14 protein-coding genes are annotated in these 17834 nt (G+C 70.5%); 7 read left to right on the top strand and 7 right to left on the bottom strand.

The annotated features are described in order from the left end of the window. Positions 1 to 195: 195 nt before the first annotated feature. Complete coding sequence (locus ACP93_RS09050; protein ID WP_048490363.1) at positions 196 to 1320, top strand: nucleoside hydrolase; 1125 nt, start codon at positions 196 to 198, stop codon at positions 1318 to 1320. A gap of 170 nt (positions 1321 to 1490) precedes the next feature. Next, on the top strand, positions 1491 to 1826 hold the full coding sequence (locus tag ACP93_RS09045) for a tetratricopeptide repeat protein (RefSeq protein ID WP_228135983.1): 336 nt from the start codon (positions 1491 to 1493) through the stop codon (positions 1824 to 1826). A gap of 51 nt (positions 1827 to 1877) precedes the next feature. Here ACP93_RS09045 and cysK read toward each other — a convergent pair whose 3' ends face one another. Together cysK and cobA are read right to left on the bottom strand one after the other, a co-directional pair. Next, positions 1878 to 2837, bottom strand: a complete 960-nt coding sequence (gene cysK / locus ACP93_RS09040; protein WP_048490361.1) for a cysteine synthase A — start codon at positions 2835 to 2837, stop codon at positions 1878 to 1880. Positions 2838 to 2862: 25 nt separating this feature from the next. Further along, on the bottom strand, positions 2863 to 4047 hold the full coding sequence (cobA, locus tag ACP93_RS09035; RefSeq protein WP_082143407.1) for a uroporphyrinogen-III C-methyltransferase: 1185 nt from the start codon (positions 4045 to 4047) through the stop codon (positions 2863 to 2865). A gap of 168 nt (positions 4048 to 4215) precedes the next feature. Between cobA and ACP93_RS09030 the strand changes: the two genes are divergently transcribed. Next, positions 4216 to 5199 carry a LysR family transcriptional regulator gene (locus ACP93_RS09030; protein ID WP_048490360.1) on the top strand — a complete coding sequence of 328 codons (984 nt, stop codon included), beginning with the start codon at positions 4216 to 4218 and terminating at the stop codon, positions 5197 to 5199. 552 nt (positions 5200 to 5751) lie between these two features. Further along, positions 5752 to 6339, top strand: coding sequence for an LURP-one-related family protein (locus ACP93_RS09025; protein ID WP_048490359.1), 588 nt, complete (start codon positions 5752 to 5754; stop codon positions 6337 to 6339). 387 nt (positions 6340 to 6726) lie between these two features. On the opposite strand, the gene ACP93_RS09020 is transcribed toward ACP93_RS09025, so the two are convergent. Beyond that, positions 6727 to 7926: a GAF domain-containing sensor histidine kinase gene (locus ACP93_RS09020; protein ID WP_048490358.1), complete on the bottom strand. Its 1200-nt coding sequence runs from the start codon at positions 7924 to 7926 to the stop codon at positions 6727 to 6729. Between the two features lie 135 nt (positions 7927 to 8061). Then, complete coding sequence (arsC, locus tag ACP93_RS09015; RefSeq protein ID WP_048490357.1) at positions 8062 to 8487, bottom strand: arsenate reductase (glutaredoxin); 426 nt, start codon at positions 8485 to 8487, stop codon at positions 8062 to 8064. A 408-nt stretch (positions 8488 to 8895) separates the two neighbouring features. Between arsC and ACP93_RS09010 the strand changes: the two genes are divergently transcribed. The 3 genes from ACP93_RS09010 to ACP93_RS09000 all read left to right on the top strand — a co-directional run bounded on the left by ACP93_RS09010 (position 8896) and on the right by ACP93_RS09000 (position 12854). Then, the gene (locus ACP93_RS09010; RefSeq protein WP_048490356.1) at positions 8896 to 9300 is read left to right on the top strand and encodes a DUF2946 family protein; all 405 of its coding nucleotides are present in this window, start codon (positions 8896 to 8898) and stop codon (positions 9298 to 9300) included. Between the two features lie 66 nt (positions 9301 to 9366). Beyond that, the gene (locus ACP93_RS09005) at positions 9367 to 11421 is read left to right on the top strand and encodes a TonB-dependent receptor (RefSeq protein ID WP_048490384.1); all 2055 of its coding nucleotides are present in this window, start codon (positions 9367 to 9369) and stop codon (positions 11419 to 11421) included. Then, complete coding sequence (locus ACP93_RS09000; RefSeq protein WP_048490355.1) at positions 11421 to 12854, top strand: PepSY-associated TM helix domain-containing protein; 1434 nt, start codon at positions 11421 to 11423, stop codon at positions 12852 to 12854. Before ACP93_RS09005 ends, ACP93_RS09000 begins: the two co-directional genes overlap by 1 nt. Positions 12855 to 13186: 332 nt before the next feature. On the opposite strand, the gene ACP93_RS08995 is transcribed toward ACP93_RS09000, so the two are convergent. The 3 genes from ACP93_RS08995 to ACP93_RS08985 form a co-directional block, all read right to left on the bottom strand. Further along, on the bottom strand, positions 13187 to 13927 hold the full coding sequence (locus ACP93_RS08995) for a phosphoadenylyl-sulfate reductase (protein WP_048490354.1): 741 nt from the start codon (positions 13925 to 13927) through the stop codon (positions 13187 to 13189). After that, complete coding sequence (gene cysI / locus ACP93_RS08990; RefSeq protein WP_048490353.1) at positions 13924 to 15648, bottom strand: assimilatory sulfite reductase (NADPH) hemoprotein subunit; 1725 nt, start codon at positions 15646 to 15648, stop codon at positions 13924 to 13926. Before cysI ends, ACP93_RS08995 begins: the two co-directional genes overlap by 4 nt. A 139-nt stretch (positions 15649 to 15787) precedes the next feature. Further along, entirely contained in the window at positions 15788 to 17662 is a 1875-nt protein-coding gene (locus ACP93_RS08985) for an assimilatory sulfite reductase (NADPH) flavoprotein subunit (RefSeq protein WP_048490352.1), read from the bottom strand. Positions 17663 to 17834: the final 172 nt, after the last annotated feature.

Here is a 17834-nt window from a genome sequence, read left to right as displayed (position 1 = left end):
CGCGCGCGAGCGCGGCCCGACAGCGCCCGGCGGCGCATCGCGCGCGTGGCCGTGCACCTAAACCGATTACCCTAGCGCCCACGCGGCACGTCGCACGCGCTTGCGTTTCGACGTGCCGGATCCGTCCACCTCGACCGCTGTCCTTGCGCGCCGATCGTGTCCCGTTTCCCGTTCCGCCATCCACTTTCACGCCTCATGCCGATCGCTTCCACCAGCACCGCCCACACGCTCGCGTCCTCGTCCGCCACCGCCCCGCGCCGCCGGGTCATCCTCGAGGACGACATCGACGGCTTCACCCCGGCGCAGTTGTTGCTGCTGCAATCGCCCGAAGTGGAGGTGCTCGGCATCTCGGTGGTCAGCGGCAACATCTGGCGCGACGAGGCGTTGGCGCACACCCGGCGCCTGCTGGAGATCGCCGGGCGCGGCGAGGTGCCGGTGCTGCCTGGCCCGGTGTTCCCGCTGCTCAACAGCGAACTGGCCACCGAGCGCTGGGAAGCGCTGTACGGCAAGCTGCTGTGGAAGGGCGCCTGGACCAGGCAATGGGTCGAGCACGACACCGTGCAGAGCGCGCCGCGCTACCACGCCCACGACGTGGTCCCGGACCTGCCGCTGGGCAATCCCACCGTGGTGCAGGCGGCCAGCGAGCCGGCAGCGCTATTCATGATCCGCAAGGTGCGCGAGTTCCCCGGCGAGGTCAGCATCGTCGCCACCGGGCCGTTGACCAACCTGGCGCTGGCACAGCGGCTGGATCCGGAATTCGCCTCGCTGGCCAAGGAACTGGTCTACATGGGCGGCAGCCTCAATCCGCGGCAGCGCCGCGACAGTGTCTCGGCGGCGCAGTTCGCGCGCGAGTTCGTCAATTCGCCGCGGCGCGAATTCAACATCCGCTGGGACCCGGAAGCGGCCAGCATCGTGATGCGGTCGCCGTGGCGGCGCATGGTGATGGTGCCGGTGGATCCGTCCACCGCCACCGAACTGACCCCGCAACTGCTGGCGCGGATGAGCGCCGTCGACACGCCGATCGGCCATGCGCTGCGCCGGCGCGAGCCGGGCTTCCCGATGTGGGACGAACTGGCCGCCGCGCTGTGGTTGCGCCCGGAACTGGCCACCGTCAGCGACACCCTGTACGTGGACACCAACACCGAGTTCGGCGCCGGCTACGGCGACATCCTGTCGTGGGCGCCGGGCTACCAGCCGGGCCTGGGCGAGCAGGCGCAGCAGGTGGTGCGCGAGGTCGACGTGGAAGCGATCGAGCAGTTGCTGGTGGAGCGCCTGACCGCGCCGCAACCGCCGGCGTTGGGCGCGCCGCTGCCGGGCTGAGGCGTGGCGCACGCGGATGTGCAGTCCGGTGCAAGGCGCGCCGTCGTGGTGCGCGGTCGCATTGTCTCCTTGCCGCCTGCGCGCGCCGCACGCGGGACGCCGGCCTGCGGCGTGCCGGCATGAGCGCGTCCGCGCCCGATGAGCGCCTCGCGCAGGCGAAGGCCTTGGCCATGACGGCGTTCCGGGAGCCGCAGCGTGCCGATGCGCTGCTGGCCGAGGCCGAGGCGCTGTTGCGCGCCGCGGCCAGGGCGGCGCCTGCCGATCCCGGCGTGCTCACCTGCCTGGGCGCGGTGCTGTGCGATCGCGGGCACTACCGGCAAGCCCTGACGGTACTGCGACGCGCGGTACGCCTGCAGTCCGACGATCGCACTACCTACTTCAACCTCGGCGTGGCCTTGCTCAACGTAGGCCAGGAGGCCGAGGCCATGGCCGCGTTCCAACAGGCGGCCGGCTTGCGCGCGGCGCCGGCGTCATGGACGGCGTACTTCGATCCGCACGCGCACTAGCGCGACCGCGCCGATGTGGCGCGGCCAGTGCGCGGGCGTGCCGTTGCGCGCTTACGGCAGGCCGGCCAGCCAGTCGTCGTCGCTGCCTTCGTTGATGTCGGCGAACAGCGGCGTGGAGAAATAGCGCTCGCCGGTATCCGGCAGCATCGCCAGGATCACCGCGCCAGGCGCCGCGGTCTCGGCCACGCGCAGCGCGGTGGCCACGGTGCCGCCGCCGGAGATGCCGGTGAAGATGCCTTCCTCGGCGGCGAGGCGCCGCGACACCGTGATGGCGTCGGCGTCGTCCACGCTCAGCACCTCGTCGTAGACCTCGCGGTTGAGCACCTCGGGCACGAAGTCCGGGGTCCAGCCCTGGATCTTGTGCGGCTTCCACTCCTGGCCCTGCAGCAGGGCCGCGCCGGCCGGTTCGGTGGCGGTGATGCGCACCTCCGGGCGGGCAAGCCGCAGCACTTCGCCGACGCCGGTGAGGGTGCCGCCGGTGCCCCAGCCGCTGACGAAGTGGTCCAGCCGTCGACCGGCGAAATCGCGCAGGATCTCCGCGGCGGTGGTGCTGCGGTGATAGGCCGGGTTGGCCGGGTTGGCGAACTGCCGGGCCAGGAACCAGCCGTGCTGCCTGGCCAGCTCTTCTGCCTTGCGCACCATGCCGCTGCCGCGCTCGGCGGCCGGGGTCAGGATGACCTTGGCGCCATAGGCGCGCATCAGCTTGCGGCGCTCGATCGAGAAGGTCTCCACCATCGTCGCCACGAACTTGTAGCCGCGCGCGGCGGCGACCATCGCCAGGGCCACGCCGGTGTTGCCGGAGGTGGCTTCGACGATGGTGTCGCCGGGCTTGAGCAGGCCGCGCGCCTCGGCGTCGAGCACGATCGCCAGGGCCAGGCGGTCCTTGACCGAGCCGCCGGGATTGAAGGCCTCGACCTTGACGTACAGGTCCACGTGCGCCGGCGCCAGCCGCTGCAGCTTGACGATCGGGGTGTGGCCGATGGTGTCGAGGATGTTGTCGTAGATGGCCATGCGTGGGGTCTCCGGAAAGTGCGGGTCAGGCGGCGTGGGCCAGGGTAGGTGCCGCCTGCTTCGGGGAAGGTGAGGGCGGCGCGTGCAGCGGCGCGGTGCCGAACCAGTGCAGGGTGTCGGCCAGCGCGGCCACCTCGCCGAGGATCAGCAGCGCCGGCGCACGCACCGCCTGCGCGCGGGCGGTGTCGGGCAGGTCGGCGAGGGTGCCGCGCACCACCCGCTGCTCGGCGCGCGAGCCGTTCTCCACCAGCGCGAACGGTGTGCTGGCGGTGCTGCCGGCGGCGAGCAGGCGCGTGCGTACCGTGTCCAGGCCGGCCACGCCCATGTACACCGCCAGGGTCTGCCGTTCCTGCGCCAGCGCGGCCCAGTCCAGCGTGTCCAGCGAGGCCTTGCAGTGCGCGGTGACCAGGCGCAGCGATTGCGCGTGATCGCGATGGGTCAGCGGGATGCCGGCGTAGGCGGCGCAGGCCAGCGCGGCGGTGATGCCGGGCACCACCGCATAGGCCACGCCGTGGGCGCGCAGATACTCCAGTTCCTCGCCGCCGCGGCCGAACACGAACGGATCGCCACCTTTCAGCCGGACCACCCGGCGCCCGCGCCGCGCGTGTTCCAGCAGCAGCGCGTGGATCTGCTCCTGCGCCACGCTGTGGCCGTCGGCCGACTTGCCGACGGCGATGCGTTCGGTGCCCGCTGGCACAAGCTGCAGGATCGCCGCGCTGACCAGGCGGTCGTGCAGGACCACGTCGGCCTGGCGCAGGGCCTGCAGCGCATGGCCGGTGAGCAGGCCGGGATCGCCAGGGCCGGCGCCGACCAGGGTCACGCTGCCCGGGCGCAGCGGCAGCGCCTGGCCTGCGGCAGTGTCAGTCGCCTCGGCTGCGGACGCCGGTTCGGCCGGCAGCGTCTGCGCCAGCACCCGCCGGGCAGCTGCGGCCTGCAACGCTTGCTGGTTAGTCGAGGCGTCCTCGCTGGCGGCGACCAGGAACCAGATCGTCTCCAGCCAGGCGCTGTCGAAGGCGCCGCGCCGCCACGCCAGCCGTCCCTGCGCGGCCAGTGCATGCAGCGTCGGCGTCAGTGCCGGTGCCGCCACCTGTGGCGCGGCGCCGGCGGCCAGCAGCGCCTGCACCTGGCGCTCGGCGGCGACACCGCCACCGATCACCAGCACGGCCCGGTCGCGCAGGTCCGGATACAGGGCAATCGGGGCTGGGCTCACAGGGACGGCTCGCAACGCGGGGCAGGCGGGAGCGACGACCGTAGCGCCGGCTCATAGCCCCAGGAAATGACTTCATGCCCCAGGCAGATAGCTTTCGGTTATAAGGTGAAAGGCCGAATTCCACTACAGTCGAGCGTCCCCGCCAGGCGGCGCCTCGCCCTCGTCCCGATGACGCTGACCCAACTCCGCTACCTCGTCGCCATTGCCGATGCCGATCTGAACATCACCCTGGCGGCGGCGCGCGTGCATGCCACCCAGCCGGGGCTGTCCAAGCAGCTCAAGCAACTGGAGGACGAACTGGGCTTCCTGCTGTTCGTGCGCAAGGGCCGCAGCCTGGAGACGGTGACCCCGGCCGGGCGCGAGGTGATCGAACGCGCGCGCGCGGTGCTGGCCGAGGCCAACAACATCCGCACCTACGCCGCCAACCAGCGCCGAGAGAGCCAGGGCCAACTGACCCTGACCACCACCCACACCCAGGCGCGCTTCGTGCTGCCGCCGGCGGTGGCGCAGATCAAGCAGGCCTATCCGCAGGTCAGCGTGCACCTGCAGCAGGCCGCCGAGAGTGCGGCGCTGGACCTGCTCAGCCAGGGCGATGCCGACATCGCCATCGTCAGCACCGCCGGCACCGCGCCGGCCGCCGGCATCGCCGTGCCGCTGTACCGCTGGCGGCGGCTGGTACTGGTGCCGCGCGGGCACGCGCTGGACGTGCCGAAGCGGGTGCCGGACATGGCCGCGCTGGCGGCGCAGCCGCTGATCAGCTACGAATCCTCGACCCGCGCCGGCTCCTCGCTGCAGCGCGCCTTCGGCCGGCTCGGGCTGGAGCCGCGGATCGCGCTGACCGCGCTCGACGCCGACCTGATCAAGACCTATGTGCGCACCGGACTCGGCGTGGGCCTGCTGGCGGAGATGGCGGTGAGCGCCAACGACACCGACCTGCGCGCGTGGCCGGCGCCGCCGGAGATTCCCGAGTGCATCGCCTGGGCAGTGTTGCCGCGCGACCGCGTCTTGCGTGACTACGCGCTGGAGCTGGTGCACGTGCTGGCGCCACAGATCGACACACGCGACCTGCGCCGGGTGATGGAAGGCAACCAGCAGCCGGATTGGCCGGCGCCGCCGAGCTGGGAGGCGTTGACCCAGACCATTACCAGTTGAAGCCGGGATTGGGGAATCGCGATGAAGCCGGGATTGGGGAATCGGGATTGGGGAATGGCAACAGCGGCGCCGCGTGCTCGATGCGTCGATTGGCTTCGGGCAGACGTCAGGGCAAAAGACATGCGGGCAACGACACCGCGGCCTGTGCGGGATGCTGGAACGAAGACCCGCATCGATGCATCGACATGGCCGCTTGGTGCGGCTGATTAGGCCATCGCCAGCCAAGGCGCGATGAAGCCGGGAATCGGGATTGGGGAATGGCAACAGCGGCGCCGCGTTCGCGATGCGTCGATTGGCTTTAGGCAGATTTCCTGGCAAAAGAAGTAAGGGCAACGGCATCGCGGCCTGCACTGGAATGCCGGAATGGCGACCACGCAATGGCGTGGGCGCCTACCGCGCGCGTTGCCGCGGCCGCAGCCGCCCCCTATCATGCGGCCCGCTCTGCCACCCGGCAGACCGCGACCCTGGACGTGCCGGCGGCTGTCGGCACCGTGCCGCCACCGTGCGGCCGGCGTCCTGGGCGCGTCGACTTTCCCAACGCAAGGACGCCCGATGCATCCTGTTCTCCAGCACAACCTGTTCTTCGTCAAGGAACAGGTCGGCATGTTCAAGGCCGCCAACAACTACGACGTGTTCGATCCGCACAGCAACCGCAAGCTGCTGGAATGCCGCGAGCCGAACCTGGGCGTGTTCACCAAGATCTTTCGTTTCAGCGACTACAAGCGCATGACCCCGTTCCAGGTGGAAGTGCGCAGCCCGGACGGGCAGAAGGTGCTGACGGTCAAGCGCGGGTTTTCGCTGTTCCTGTCCAAGGTCGAGGTACTGGACGAGCACGACCGGCTGGTCGGTTCCTTCAGCCAGAAATTCTTTTCCATCGGCGGCAAGTTCGATGTGCTCGATGCCCAGGGCGCGCCGGTGTGCACGCTGCGCGGCAAGTGGACCAGCTGGGATTTCCGCTTCGTGCAGGGCGAGCGCGAACTGGCGCAGGTGTCCAAGAAATGGGCCGGGCTGGGCAAGGAACTGTTCACCAGCGCCGACAACTACATGCTGGCGATCGCCGACAGCGTGCCGGCCGAGGATCCGCGGCGGATCCTGATCATGGCGGCGGTGCTGTGCATCGATATGGTGTTGAAGGAGTGATGGTGAAGCCGGGAATGGGGAATCGGGATTAGGGATTGGCAAAAGCGGATTCCCATGGCGGCTGCATCCTGGCCCCTCCACACTGAGTGGGAGGGCCATTGTGGGAGGGACTTCAGTCCCGACTGCATGCTGCGGGAGACCTTAGTGCTTCGATTGTTGCTGCCCAGGCCTAGCCCAGTGCGCGGCTACCCGTAGGAGCGGCTTCAGCCGCGACGGGCATTCCCTGTAGCGTGTCGCATCTGCTGCCCAACGGCGCTTCCTCGCCACGGCCCAGGCGATGCCAGACACGCCCCCTTCTCCCCTCGGGACCGTGGCCCCCTTTTCGGGAGAAGGTGCCCCGAAGGGGCGGATGAGGGTACGGGCGTCAGTACCCGCGCCCAGTGCAATTCAGGCGTCCGTTGCCGCCGGCAGCAGCACGGTGAAGCGGCTGCCGTGGCCCGGCTGGCTGCGCACTTCGACGGTGCAGCCCAGGGTCTCGGCGGCGCGGCGCACGATCCACAGGCCCAGGCCGAGGCCGTCGCTGCGCGGGTCGGCCTGGCGGAAGGCCTGGAACAGCGTGCGCAGGCCGTCTTCGTCCATGCCGATGCCGCGGTCGATGATCTCCACCGCCACGTGGTCGCCGCGGCGGCGGCAGCCGATCAGCACCTTGCCTTGCGCGGTGTACTTGACCGCATTGCCGAGCAGGTTGCCGAGCAAGGTGGACAGCAAGGCCGCGCTGCTGCGCACGCGCAAGGAGGTCGGGACGCTGCGCAACTGCACACCCTTGGTCGCCGCCTGTGGCTGCCAGGTGGCCAGGATCGGCGCCAGCACGTCGGCCAGGGCCAGGTCCTGCAGCGCCGGCAGGCGCAGCTCGCCGGCGGCAGCGTTGGTGGCGAGCTGGTCGAGCCCGCTGGCGACCTGATTCAAGGCAGTGCGGGCGGTCTCCAGATGGCCGTCCAGTGCCATGTCGTGCTGGCGCTGCAGCTTGCTCAACGCGTAGGACGCGGTGCGCAGCGGGGTCTTCAGGTCGTGGCCGGCGATGGCCATCAGGCGGCTGCGGTAGTGGTTGGATTCCTGCGCCAGATGCAGCGCCTTGCGCAGTTCCAGTTGGCCCATGGCCTGCCGCGCCAGCGCGCGCAGCGCTTCGATCTGTTCGTAGCTGAGTTGGCGCGGGCGTCGGTCCAGCACGCACACGGTGCCCAGGGCCAGGCCGTCGGAGGTCTTCAGCAGTGCGCCGGCGTAGAAGTGCAGACGCATGTCGCCGGTGACCAGCGGGTTGCAGGCGAAGCGCGGGTCCTCGCGGGTGTCCGGCACCAGCAGCAGGTCGTCCTCGAGCAGGGCGTGCGCGCACAGCGAGGTGGCCAGCGGGGTTTCGCGCGTGCCCAGCCCGATCTCGCTCTTGAACCACTGGCGCTCGCTGTCGATCAGGTTGACCACCGCGATCGGCGCCTGGCAGATCAGCCCGGCCAGCCGGGTGATGTCGTCGAATGCCGGCTCGCGCGGCGTGTCCAGGATCGCGTAGCTGTGCAGTGCGTCCAGGCGCAGCGCTTCGTTGCGGGGCTTGGCCGCGCAGTAGACCGGGTCGGCGGCGGTTTCGACGGTGGACATGCAGCGCGACTCGGTCAGGAAGACGCGCAGTTTATGGTACCTGTCACGGTTTTTGCCGACGCGGCGTTCACGCGGCGCTCGCGTGGGCTGCACCCGCGCTTAGCGAACCCAACTTGACGCCGGGGGCCCCTGGGGTCAGCCCACCCAGCGACCCTGCGCGTCGACCAGCGGCGTCCCGTCTTCCTTGGCGAAGGCGCCGCGCTGCGGCGACGGCAGGATCTCCAGCACCGTCTCCGACGGCCGGCACAGGCGCGTGCCCAGCGGGGTGACCACGATCGGCCGGTTGAGCAGGATCGGATGCTGCACGATGGCGTCCAGCAGCGCCTCCTCGTCCAGCGCCGGATCGTCCAGTCCCAACTCCGCGTACGGTGTGCCCTTCTCGCGGATCAGCGCGCGCAGCGGCTGGCCGCTGGCCGCCGCCAGCGCCTGCACGGTGGCGCGGTCCGGCGGCGTCTTCAGGTACTCGATCACCGTCGCTTCGGCGCCGCTGTTGCGGATCAGCCCGAGCACGTTGCGCGAGGTGCCGCAGGCAGGGTTGTGATAGATCGTGATCGTCGACATGAGGCGGCTCGCTGGATGGACGGGACAAGGGCGGCCGGAAGGGACTCCTGTGCGCGGCCGCGGCCGATGGTGCCGCATTCGCGGCGCCATGCAAGGGCCACGCGCGTCGGACACGGCGCGTGCGCGGCGCTCGTCGCGGTCGTGGGCGGGCGGGACAGGCCGGCCGGTTGTCGATCTGCAGCGACAGCGGGTCTGGCCGGGTAACCGATGGACCACCTTGCCGGGCGCCTGGCCGGCGGCAGGATGGCCGCGCTGAGGGCATGACGGAGGCGGCCGTTGTTGGCGGCCGCCGCTTGCCGACCGATGACGCGCTCCGTGATGCATTGCCGGCACGTGGGGTGTGCGTCACTTCGCCGCACACCGCGTCGCAAGCGGTTCAATGGCCGGCACACCCTCTAGAATGCGCCGATGGTCCGTCTCCGCCAGTTGCCGTCGTGTTGGGCTGCGCTCGCCGCGCTGGCGCTCGGCCTGTTGCTGCTGGCGCCGCCGATCAGCCAGTGGCGGCAGGCGCAGGCCGAGGCGACGGCGCTGCAAAATCAGGCGCTGTGCACCAGTGGCGGCCTGCGCCTGGCGGCGCTGGCAGGTGCCATGTCTGCAGCGCATGGCGGCCACCACGACGATGCCGGGCTGGCGCATGCGCCAGCCTGCGACTACTGCCTGCTCGCCGCGCGGATGCTGCCGTGGGTGGCGCTGTTGCTGGCGCTGCTGCCCTGGCGCTGTCCGCCGGCGCCGGTGGCGGTGCTGCGCCGCCGCGTCGTCACGGCCTTCGCACGCCGCGCACACCCGGTACGCGGACCGCCGTTGTTCTCCTGATCCACGGGTTGCCGTTTCCGTGCCGCGGCGCCGCTGCGGCATGTCCTCGTGCCGATGGAGTTCGCCATGTTCCGCTTTTCTGCCATGCCACCGATGGTGGCGTGCTGCTGCGTCTGTTTCGCGGCAGCCGCTCCCGCCCATGCCACCGACGCGCCGCCCGGCGCCGCCGGCGATTCCGTGCTGACCCTGGGCAAGGTCCAGGCCACCTCGCCGCTCGCCGCCGGATCGAATGCGCGCAGTGTGTTCAGTTCCGTCGACATCCTTGGCGGCGATCTGCTGCAGGACCAGCATGTGGACTACAGCTGGGAGCTGCTGATGCGCGCGCCCGGCGTGCAGGTGACCGAGTTCAAGATGGGCACCGACGCCGGACGCTTCTCCTTCCGTGGCTTCAATGGCGAAGGCCGGGTCAATGCGGTCAAGCTGCTGATCGACGGCATTCCCAGCAACGACAATGCCGGCGCCATGCCGTACCTGGATGCGGTGTTCCCGCTGGACATCGCCGCGATCGAAATCGTGCGCGGCACCAACGACCCGCGCTACGGGCTGGACGCGATCGCCGGCAGCGTCGACGTGCTGACCCGCAGCGGCGGCAACGACGGCCGCGCCAGCGTCACCGTCGGCAGCTTCGGCACCCGCGAGGTGCAGGCCACGCAGGGCATCGAGCGCGGCGCCTGGAGCCAGAACTATTTCGCCGCCTGGCGCGACAGCGACGGCTACCGCGACCATGCCGACGCGCGCAAGCACGCGTTCGCCGGCAAGTGGTTCTACACCGATCCGGAACAGCGCTGGCGCGCCGGGCTCAGTGCGCGCGACTACCGCAACACGGCGCTGGAGGCGGGGTATCTGGACGAGGCCACCGCGCAGCGTGCGCCGCGCAGTTCCCCCGATTACGCGCGCGACGACCGCAGCCAGCGCCACACCACGCAGGTGTCGCTGCACCTGGATGCGCGGCTGGCCGAGACCGTGCAGGGCAGCGCCAAGGCCTACTGGAACCGCTACGACAATCAGCGCTGGGTGCGCTTCACCGCCGCCGGCGCGCAGCAGGAACGCGATACCGACGAGCGCCAGCGCGGCGTGCTGGCCAAGCTCAGCTGGCGCCCGGCGCTGGCCCGTGCCGATGCTTTCGCGCTGGAGGGCGGGGTCGATGCGCAGTGGCAGGACAACGGCTCGCAACGCTACCGCACGGTGGCGCGCGTGCGTACCGCGCCGCTGCGCGACTGGGACTTCGATCTGCACACCGAAGGCGCCTACGTGCAGGCGGTGCTGCGCCCGACCGCGCGCCTGCAACTGGTCCCCGGCTACCGGGTGGATCGCGTCGGCGGGCAGTTCCGCGACCTCGCCAGCGGCGCACGCTATCCCACCTACGCCTACGGCACGATCCGCCAACCCAAGTTCAGCGCGGTGTATGCGCTGACCGCGCAGGCCAGCCTGTACGCCAACATCGGCCGCACCTTCCAGATCGGCAGCGGCAACGGCGCCTATCGCACGCAGGCGCGCAACCTGGCGCCGTCCTACAACGATGGCTGGGAGACCGGCCTCAAGTTCGCCGGCGCGCAGCAGCGCTGGGATGCGCGCGTGGCCTATTGGGAGCAGCGCGCCTCCGACGAAGTGGCCACCATCCTCGGGGTGAACGGCAGCGTCGGCACCGGTGAGGTCGGCAATGTCGGCAAGACTCTGCGCCGTGGCTGGGATGCGCAACTGAACCTGCGTCCGGATGAGCGCTGGACGCTGTGGTTGGCGTATTCCCGGCAACGCGCGCTCATCGTCACCCCGGACCCGAGTGCGCCTGACACACGCGGCAAGGAAATCGAGAACGTGCCGCACTATCTGGCGACGGCGGGGATCGATTGGCAGGCGACGCCGCGGCTGACGCTGTCGGCCTGGGGCAATGCGCAGGGCGACTACTACGTGGAGCGCACGAATGCCCTGGGCCGCTACGGGGGCTACGCCTTGGCCAATCTGGGCGCGACCTGGCGCTGGCGTGCGCAGCGCGAGGTATCGCTGCAATTGAAGAACCTGACCGACCGGCACTACGTCTACGCCTGGTACGACAGCGGATCCTCCGGCTACTCGCCCGGCGATGGCCGCGCGCTGTACGCCACGCTGAGCTGGGGCTGGTGATGGCCACGCACACGCTCACGTCCGATACCGTGCCGGCACGCTTCTACCGAGCGGTGTGGCGCTGGCATTTCTATGCCGGCCTGCTGGTGCTGCCATTGCTGGTCTGGCTGGCGCTGACCGGCGCGGCCTTCGTCTACCAGCAGCCGATCGACCGCTACTTCCACCGCGCGCTGAAAACCGTGCCGGTGCCGGAGCACGCGCAGACGCTGGCGCTGCAGCGGCTGCTGGACGCGGCGTTGGCTGCGCAACCGGGCCAGGCGCTGCGCTACACCACGCCGCTGCGGCGCGATGCGTCGGCGGAGGTGACCGTCGCCACCGCCAACGGCCGCCACGCGGTCGTCTACGTGGACCCGTACCGGGCGCGCGTGCTGGGCCAGTTGCCCGAACACGGCACCGTGGCCTGGACGATCCGTCGCCTGCACAGCCTCGACTACGTTGGCTGGTTCGCCAACGCGCTGATCGAAGTGGCGGCCGGCTGGGCGATCCTGCTGGTGCTCACCGGCGTCTACCTGTGGTGGCCGCGCGGGCGCCGCGGCGGCGTGACCAAGGTACGCGGGCGGCCGGCGCAGCGCGTGTTCTGGCGCGACCTGCACGCGCTCACCGGCAGCGTGGTCGGGGTGCTGCTGCTGTTCCTGGCGCTGACCGGCATGCCGTGGTCGTGGTTCTGGGGCGCGCAGGTCAATCGTCTGGCCAACGGTCACCACTACGGTTATCCGTCCGGGTTGCGGGTGGATGTGCCGATGTCGACGCAGCGGCTGAGCGACAGCGAGGTGCCGGCGTGGTCGTTGCGACAGGCACGTTTACCGCAGTCGTCGCTGCCGGCCGCGCACGTGCATGCGGCACATGGCGCGCATGACGAGCACGGCGCACACGGCGGCATGGCCGGCATGCCGGAGGTCGCGCCGGTGGCCGGCGCGATCGGGCTGGATGCGGCGGTGGCGCGGTTCCAGGCGCGCGGCATCGCGCCGGGCTACAGCGTGGCGCTGCCACGTGGCGTGCGCGGGGTCTATACCGCCTCGGTGTATCCGCCGGACCTGACGCAGCAACGGGTGATCCACCTGGACCAGTACAGCGGCCAGGTACTGCTGGACATGCCCTATGCCGACTACGGCCCGCTGGCCAAGACGCTGGAGTGGGGCATCAACGTGCACCTGGGCCAGGAGTACGGCGCGCTCAACCAGCTCGTCCTGATCGGCGCCTGCCTGGGCATCGTGCTGTTGTGCGTGAGCGCCGCGGTGATGTGGTGGAAGCGGCGCCCGCAGGGCGGGCTCGGGGTGCCGCCGCTGCCCGCGGACCGGCGCACGCTGCGCGGCGTGGTCGCGCTGCTGGTGCTGGGCGGGGTTGTGTTCCCGCTGGTCGGTCTGTCCTTGCTGTTGATGTTGGCGCTGGACTGGGTGCTGGTGCTGCGGCGTGAGTCGGTGGTGGCGGCTTAGGACGTTGGCGCAGAAATGCACTGTCGTTACGCCGCGATAAGCCGAGCCAGCGACGCGTCCGACTTCGTTGCAGTCGGGACTGAAGTCCCTCCCACAAGGAGGGGCCAGTGGTCAGCGCTGGCGCCAGGATCTGCACAGGGGATACGGGACTGCCCTTGTAGGAGCGGCTTCAGCCGCGACCGGGCTTTATCGGGAACGCCCGTCGCGGCTGAAGCCGCTCCTACGAGGGTGTAACGACATGTCCGGTTGCACTGCGGCAACGCGCGTCGCGGCCGATCCCGCAAACGAGATAAGAACCGCACCCAAAAACGCCGAGCGCGTGTTCGGGCGCTTCACAGATCCTCGTGGATTCCGCACTCGCGCTTGAGGCCGAAGAAGCGGGTGTCTTCCTCGCGCATGCCCGGTTCCCAGCGGCGGGTGGTATGGAAGTCGCCGATCGAGACGTAGCCCTGTTCCCACAGCGGGTGATAGGGCAGGTCGTGCTGCTGCATGTATTGCCACAGGTCGCGATCGCTCCAGTCGGCGATCGGGTTGATCTTGTAGCGCTCGCCGCGCTTCTGCACGAACGGGGTCTGCGCGCGGCTGTCGGACTGGCTGCGGCGCAGGCCGGTGAACCAGGTGCCGACTTTCAGCTCGTCCAGGGCGCGGCGCATCGGCTCGACCTTGCGCAGGTTGTTGTACTGCTCGATGCCGACCATGCCCTGTTCCCACAGGCGACCGTGGCGTGCTTCCATCCAGGCGCGGCTGACCAGCGGGCGGTAGATCTTGAGATTGAGCTTGAGCCGCTCGGTCAGCGCGTCGGCGAAGCGGTAGGTCTCGGCGAACAGGTAGCCGGTGTCGATCAGGATCACCGGGATGTCCGGGCGCTGCCGGGTCAGCAGGTGCAAGGTGGCCGCCGATTGCGCGCCGAAGCTGGACGACAGCGCCGCTTCGGCCGGTCCGTGCTGCAGCGCCCAGGCCACCCGTTCCGGCGCGGACAGCGTGGCCAGCAGCGCATTGGCGGCATCGAGATCCAGGGCCGGCACTGGTGCGTTGGCGGAGGCATTTTGGGAGGCGGCGGGCAGAGCGCTCATGCGTGCAGTTCCGACGGAATCAGGTGACGGTGGGTGGGATAGGCGGGCAGGGCGACCACGCCGGTGCGGTGCAGGAAGTCGCCGAAGCGCTCGTCCTCATGCCGCTCGTTGGCATAGCGCGCGAACAACGGTTCCAGCGCGGCGAGGATCTCCGGCTCGGCGATGTTCTCGCGGTACAGGGTGTTCAGGCGCTGGCCGCGGTGGTCGCCGCCGAGCATCAGGTTGTAGCGGCCCGGCGCCTTGCCGACCAGGGCGATCTCGGCCAAGTACGGCCGCGAGCAGCCGTTCGGGCAGCCGGAGAGGCGCAGCAGGATCGGTGCGTCCTCCAGACCATGACGGGCCAGCAGCGGCTGCAACTGCGCGGCGAAGGCGGGCAAATAGCGCTCGGCCTCGGCCATCGCCAGGCCGCAGGTCGGCAGGGCCACGCAGGCCATCGCCGCGCGCGCCAGGGCGGTGGGCGCACGGTTGCCGGCGTCCAGCGCATGCGTGCGTACCAGGGCGTCGATCGCATCGCGCTGCACAGCGGGAATGCCAGCGATCACCAGGTTCTGGTTGGCGGTCATGCGGAAGTGCGCGCCGTCGACGGCCTCGCGCAGGTGCGTAGCGATGGCGCGCAGCCCGCTGAGGTGCTGTGCGCCGTCGGCGTGGTCGGCGATGCGCCCGGCCGGCAGCGACAGGGTCAGGTGCCAGCGGCCGTCCTCGCCGGCGTGCCAGCCGTCGCGGTCGCCGTTGTGCTCGAAGGCGAAGTCGCGCACCGGCTGCAGGCGCACGCCGGCGCGGCGCTCGATCTCCGCCACCACCGTGTCCAGGCCGTGGTCGTCGATGGTGTACTTGAAGCGTGCGCGCTTGCGCACCGTGCGGTTGCCCAGGTCGCGCTGGGTGGTGACCACCGCGGTGGCGACGTCGCGCAGGTGCGCGCGTTCGATGAAGCCGACCACGTTGGCCACGCGCGGGTAGGTTTCCGCATCGCCATGGCTGGCACCCATGCCGCCGCCGAGGCTGACGTTGTAGCCGGCCAGCGTGCCGTCGGCGTCGAGCACGCCGATGAACCCCAGGTCGTTGGCGAACACGTCGACGTCGTTGACCGGCGGCAGCGCGAAGCCGATCTTGAACTTGCGCGGCAGGTAGGCATTGCCGTAGATCGGCTCGTCCTCCTGGCCGCTGCCGGCGACCTGTTCCTCGTCCAGCCAGATCTCGTAGTAGGCGCGGGTGTTGGGCAGCAGGTGTTCGGACACGCGCGCGGCGTCGGCGTAGAGCGTGGCGTGCGCCTGCGAGGCCAGCGGATTGGCGGCGACCTGCACGTTGCGGTTGACGTCGCCGCAGGCGGCCAAGGTGTCGATCAGCGCGGCGTTGATCGCCTGCATGGTCGCCTTCAGCTCGCGCTTGATCACCCCGTGGAACTGGAACGCCTGGCGCGTGGTGACGCGCAGCGAGTGGTTGCCGTAGGTGGTGGCGATGGCATCGAGCTTGAGCCACTGCGCCGGCTCGACCACCCCGCCCGGGGTGCGCGTGCGGATCATGAACTGGTAGGCCGGTTCGAGTTTCTGCCGGCGCCGTTCCTCGCGCAGGTCGCGGTCGTCCTGCTGGTAGCTGCCGTGGTACTTGATCAGCGTCTGATCGTCCTCGCGCAGTGCCCCGGTGACAGGATCGGCCAGGCTCTGCAGCAGCGACCCGCGCAGCCGCTGGCTGTGGTGCTTGATGTCTTCGACGGAGTGGGGCATTGAGGGGCCGGGATTCGGGAGTGGGGATTCGGGATTGGAACGCGGGCTGAGGTGCGTTGACCGTCAGAACCTTCGACAGCTCTCTGCGCTGGGATCGCCGCTCTGACGAATCCCCAATCCCGACTCCCCAATCCCCGCCTCAATAGACATCACGCGCATACCGCCCCTCCTGCTGCAGCTGGCTGAGGTAGGCCGCGGCATCTTCGGCGCTGTGGGCGCCGTGTTCGGCGACGAGGTCCAGCAGGGTGGCGTGTACGTCCTTGCCCATGGCGATGGCGCCGCACACGTAAAGGTGTGCGCCGTTCTGCAGCCAGTCGTAGACGGCGCGGCCGTGTTCGCGCAGACGCTGCTGCATGTACACCTTCGCTGGCGCGGCGGTGCCGCGCAGCGGCTGCACGTCGCGCGAGAACGCCAGGTCCAGCCGGTGCAGCTCGCCGCTGCGCAGCGCCTGCTGCCACTCGGCCTGGTAGAGGAAATCGCGGTTGAAGTGGCGGGCGCCGAAGAACAGCCAGTTGCGGCCGCTGGCGCCGCTCTCGGCGCGCTCCTGCACGAAGCCGCGGAACGGCGCCACACCGGTGCCGGGGCCGATCATCAGGATGTCGCGGCTGCCGTCGGCCGGCACCCGGAAGCGTTCGTTGGGTTCGATGTAGACCGGCGCGCTGTCGCCTTCGGCCAGGGCGGCCAGGTAGCCGCTGGCGGCGCCGCCATGGGCGTGGCCATGGGCGTCATAGGCGAGGACGTCGACGGTGAGGTGGGCTTCGTCGCCGACCCGCTTGCGGCTGGAGGCAATCGAGTACAGGCGCGGGACCATCGGCCGCAGCGCCTGCAGCAGCGCAGCGTGGTCCCAATCCGCCGGCCAGCGGCGCAGCACGTCGATCACTTGATGATCGGCGAGCAACGCCGCCAGGCCGGCGGTCTGGGTGGGATCGAGCAGCTCGGTCAGCGCGGTTGCGCCGGCGCGTTCGGCCACCGCGACGAGCAGCGGGCGCGAGGCCCGGGTCAGTTCGCGATGGCCGGCGAGCCACTCGTGCAGGGACAGAGTCTGCCCATCGGCAGTGAGTTCGACGTGACCGTCCAGTCGCGTCGCGGTCAGCACCGCCTCGACCAGCGCGGGCGGGTTGCGATGGCGCACGCCCAAAGCGTCGCCGGGTTCGTAGTGCAGGCCGCTGCCGGCCAGCGACAGTTCCAGGTGGCGCACGTCCTTGTCGGCCGGACCGTGCGTGGCGTAGCGCGGCCCCTTGAAGTCGCGGCCGCTGATCGGCTGGTTGGCCAGCACCTCGGCGGCGAACGGCTGGCTGCGGCTCCACGGCGCGGCCACCGCGCCACGCAGCGGGGTCACTGTGGCCGACGGCACCGCAGGCGTGCGGCCCAGCACGTCGCGTGCCTGCGCCAGCGCCTGCGCCCGCCATGGCGCCGCCACCGTCTCGATCTCCAGGTCGGCCTCGCCCAGCGGCAGCAGCCGCTGCGCGCCGAGCTCGGCCAGGCGCGCGTCCAGGCGCCGGGCGATGCCGCAGAAATCGGCATAGCTGGAATCGCCCAGGCCGAGCACGGCGTACTGCAGTTGCGGCAGTTTTGGCGCGCGCCGGCCCTGCAGGAACTCGACGAAGCCGATCGCATCGTCCGGCGGGTCGCCCTCGCCCTGGGTGCTGATGACCACGTAGAGCAGGCGTTCGTTGCCCAGTTCACGGGTGGGATAGGCGTCGGCGCGCAGCAGGCGCACCGCCAGGCCGGCGGCCTCGGCCTCGGCGGCCACCTGTTCGGCGGCGCGGCGCGCGTTGCCGGTCTGGCTGCCGTAGACGATGCTCAGTTGCGGTGCGGGCGAGGGCGCCGCGACGGCGCCGGCGACCACGGCCAGCGCCGGGGTCGCCGGGCCCTGCGCCTGGGCCAGCCCGGCGGCGTAGCCGGACAGCCACCACAGGCCGGCCGCATCCAGACCCTCCACGGTCCGCGCCAGCAGTGCCTTGCGCTCCTCGGGCAAGGGGCTGGGCGGCAACGCGGGCGAGGCGGCGGTCATGGCCGGTCCGGGTGTTGGGAAGGGATGACCGATGTTAGGGAAGCGTTGCGCGGTGCAGAAAGGAACAGGGGTTATCGGCTCATGCCCGGGGCTTATTTCTGCCGGGCGGCCGGCGCGACGCACACTGCCGCCCCGACTGCCACGACCGCTGCTACGCTTCGGTCCGGTCTCC

Source organism: Xanthomonas sp. NCPPB 1128 (genome assembly GCF_001043115.1).
Classification (GTDB): domain Bacteria; phylum Pseudomonadota; class Gammaproteobacteria; order Xanthomonadales; family Xanthomonadaceae; genus Xanthomonas_A.
The sequence above is the reverse complement of the archived record's forward strand: the minus strand, read 5'-3'. Positions and strand labels throughout refer to the sequence as shown.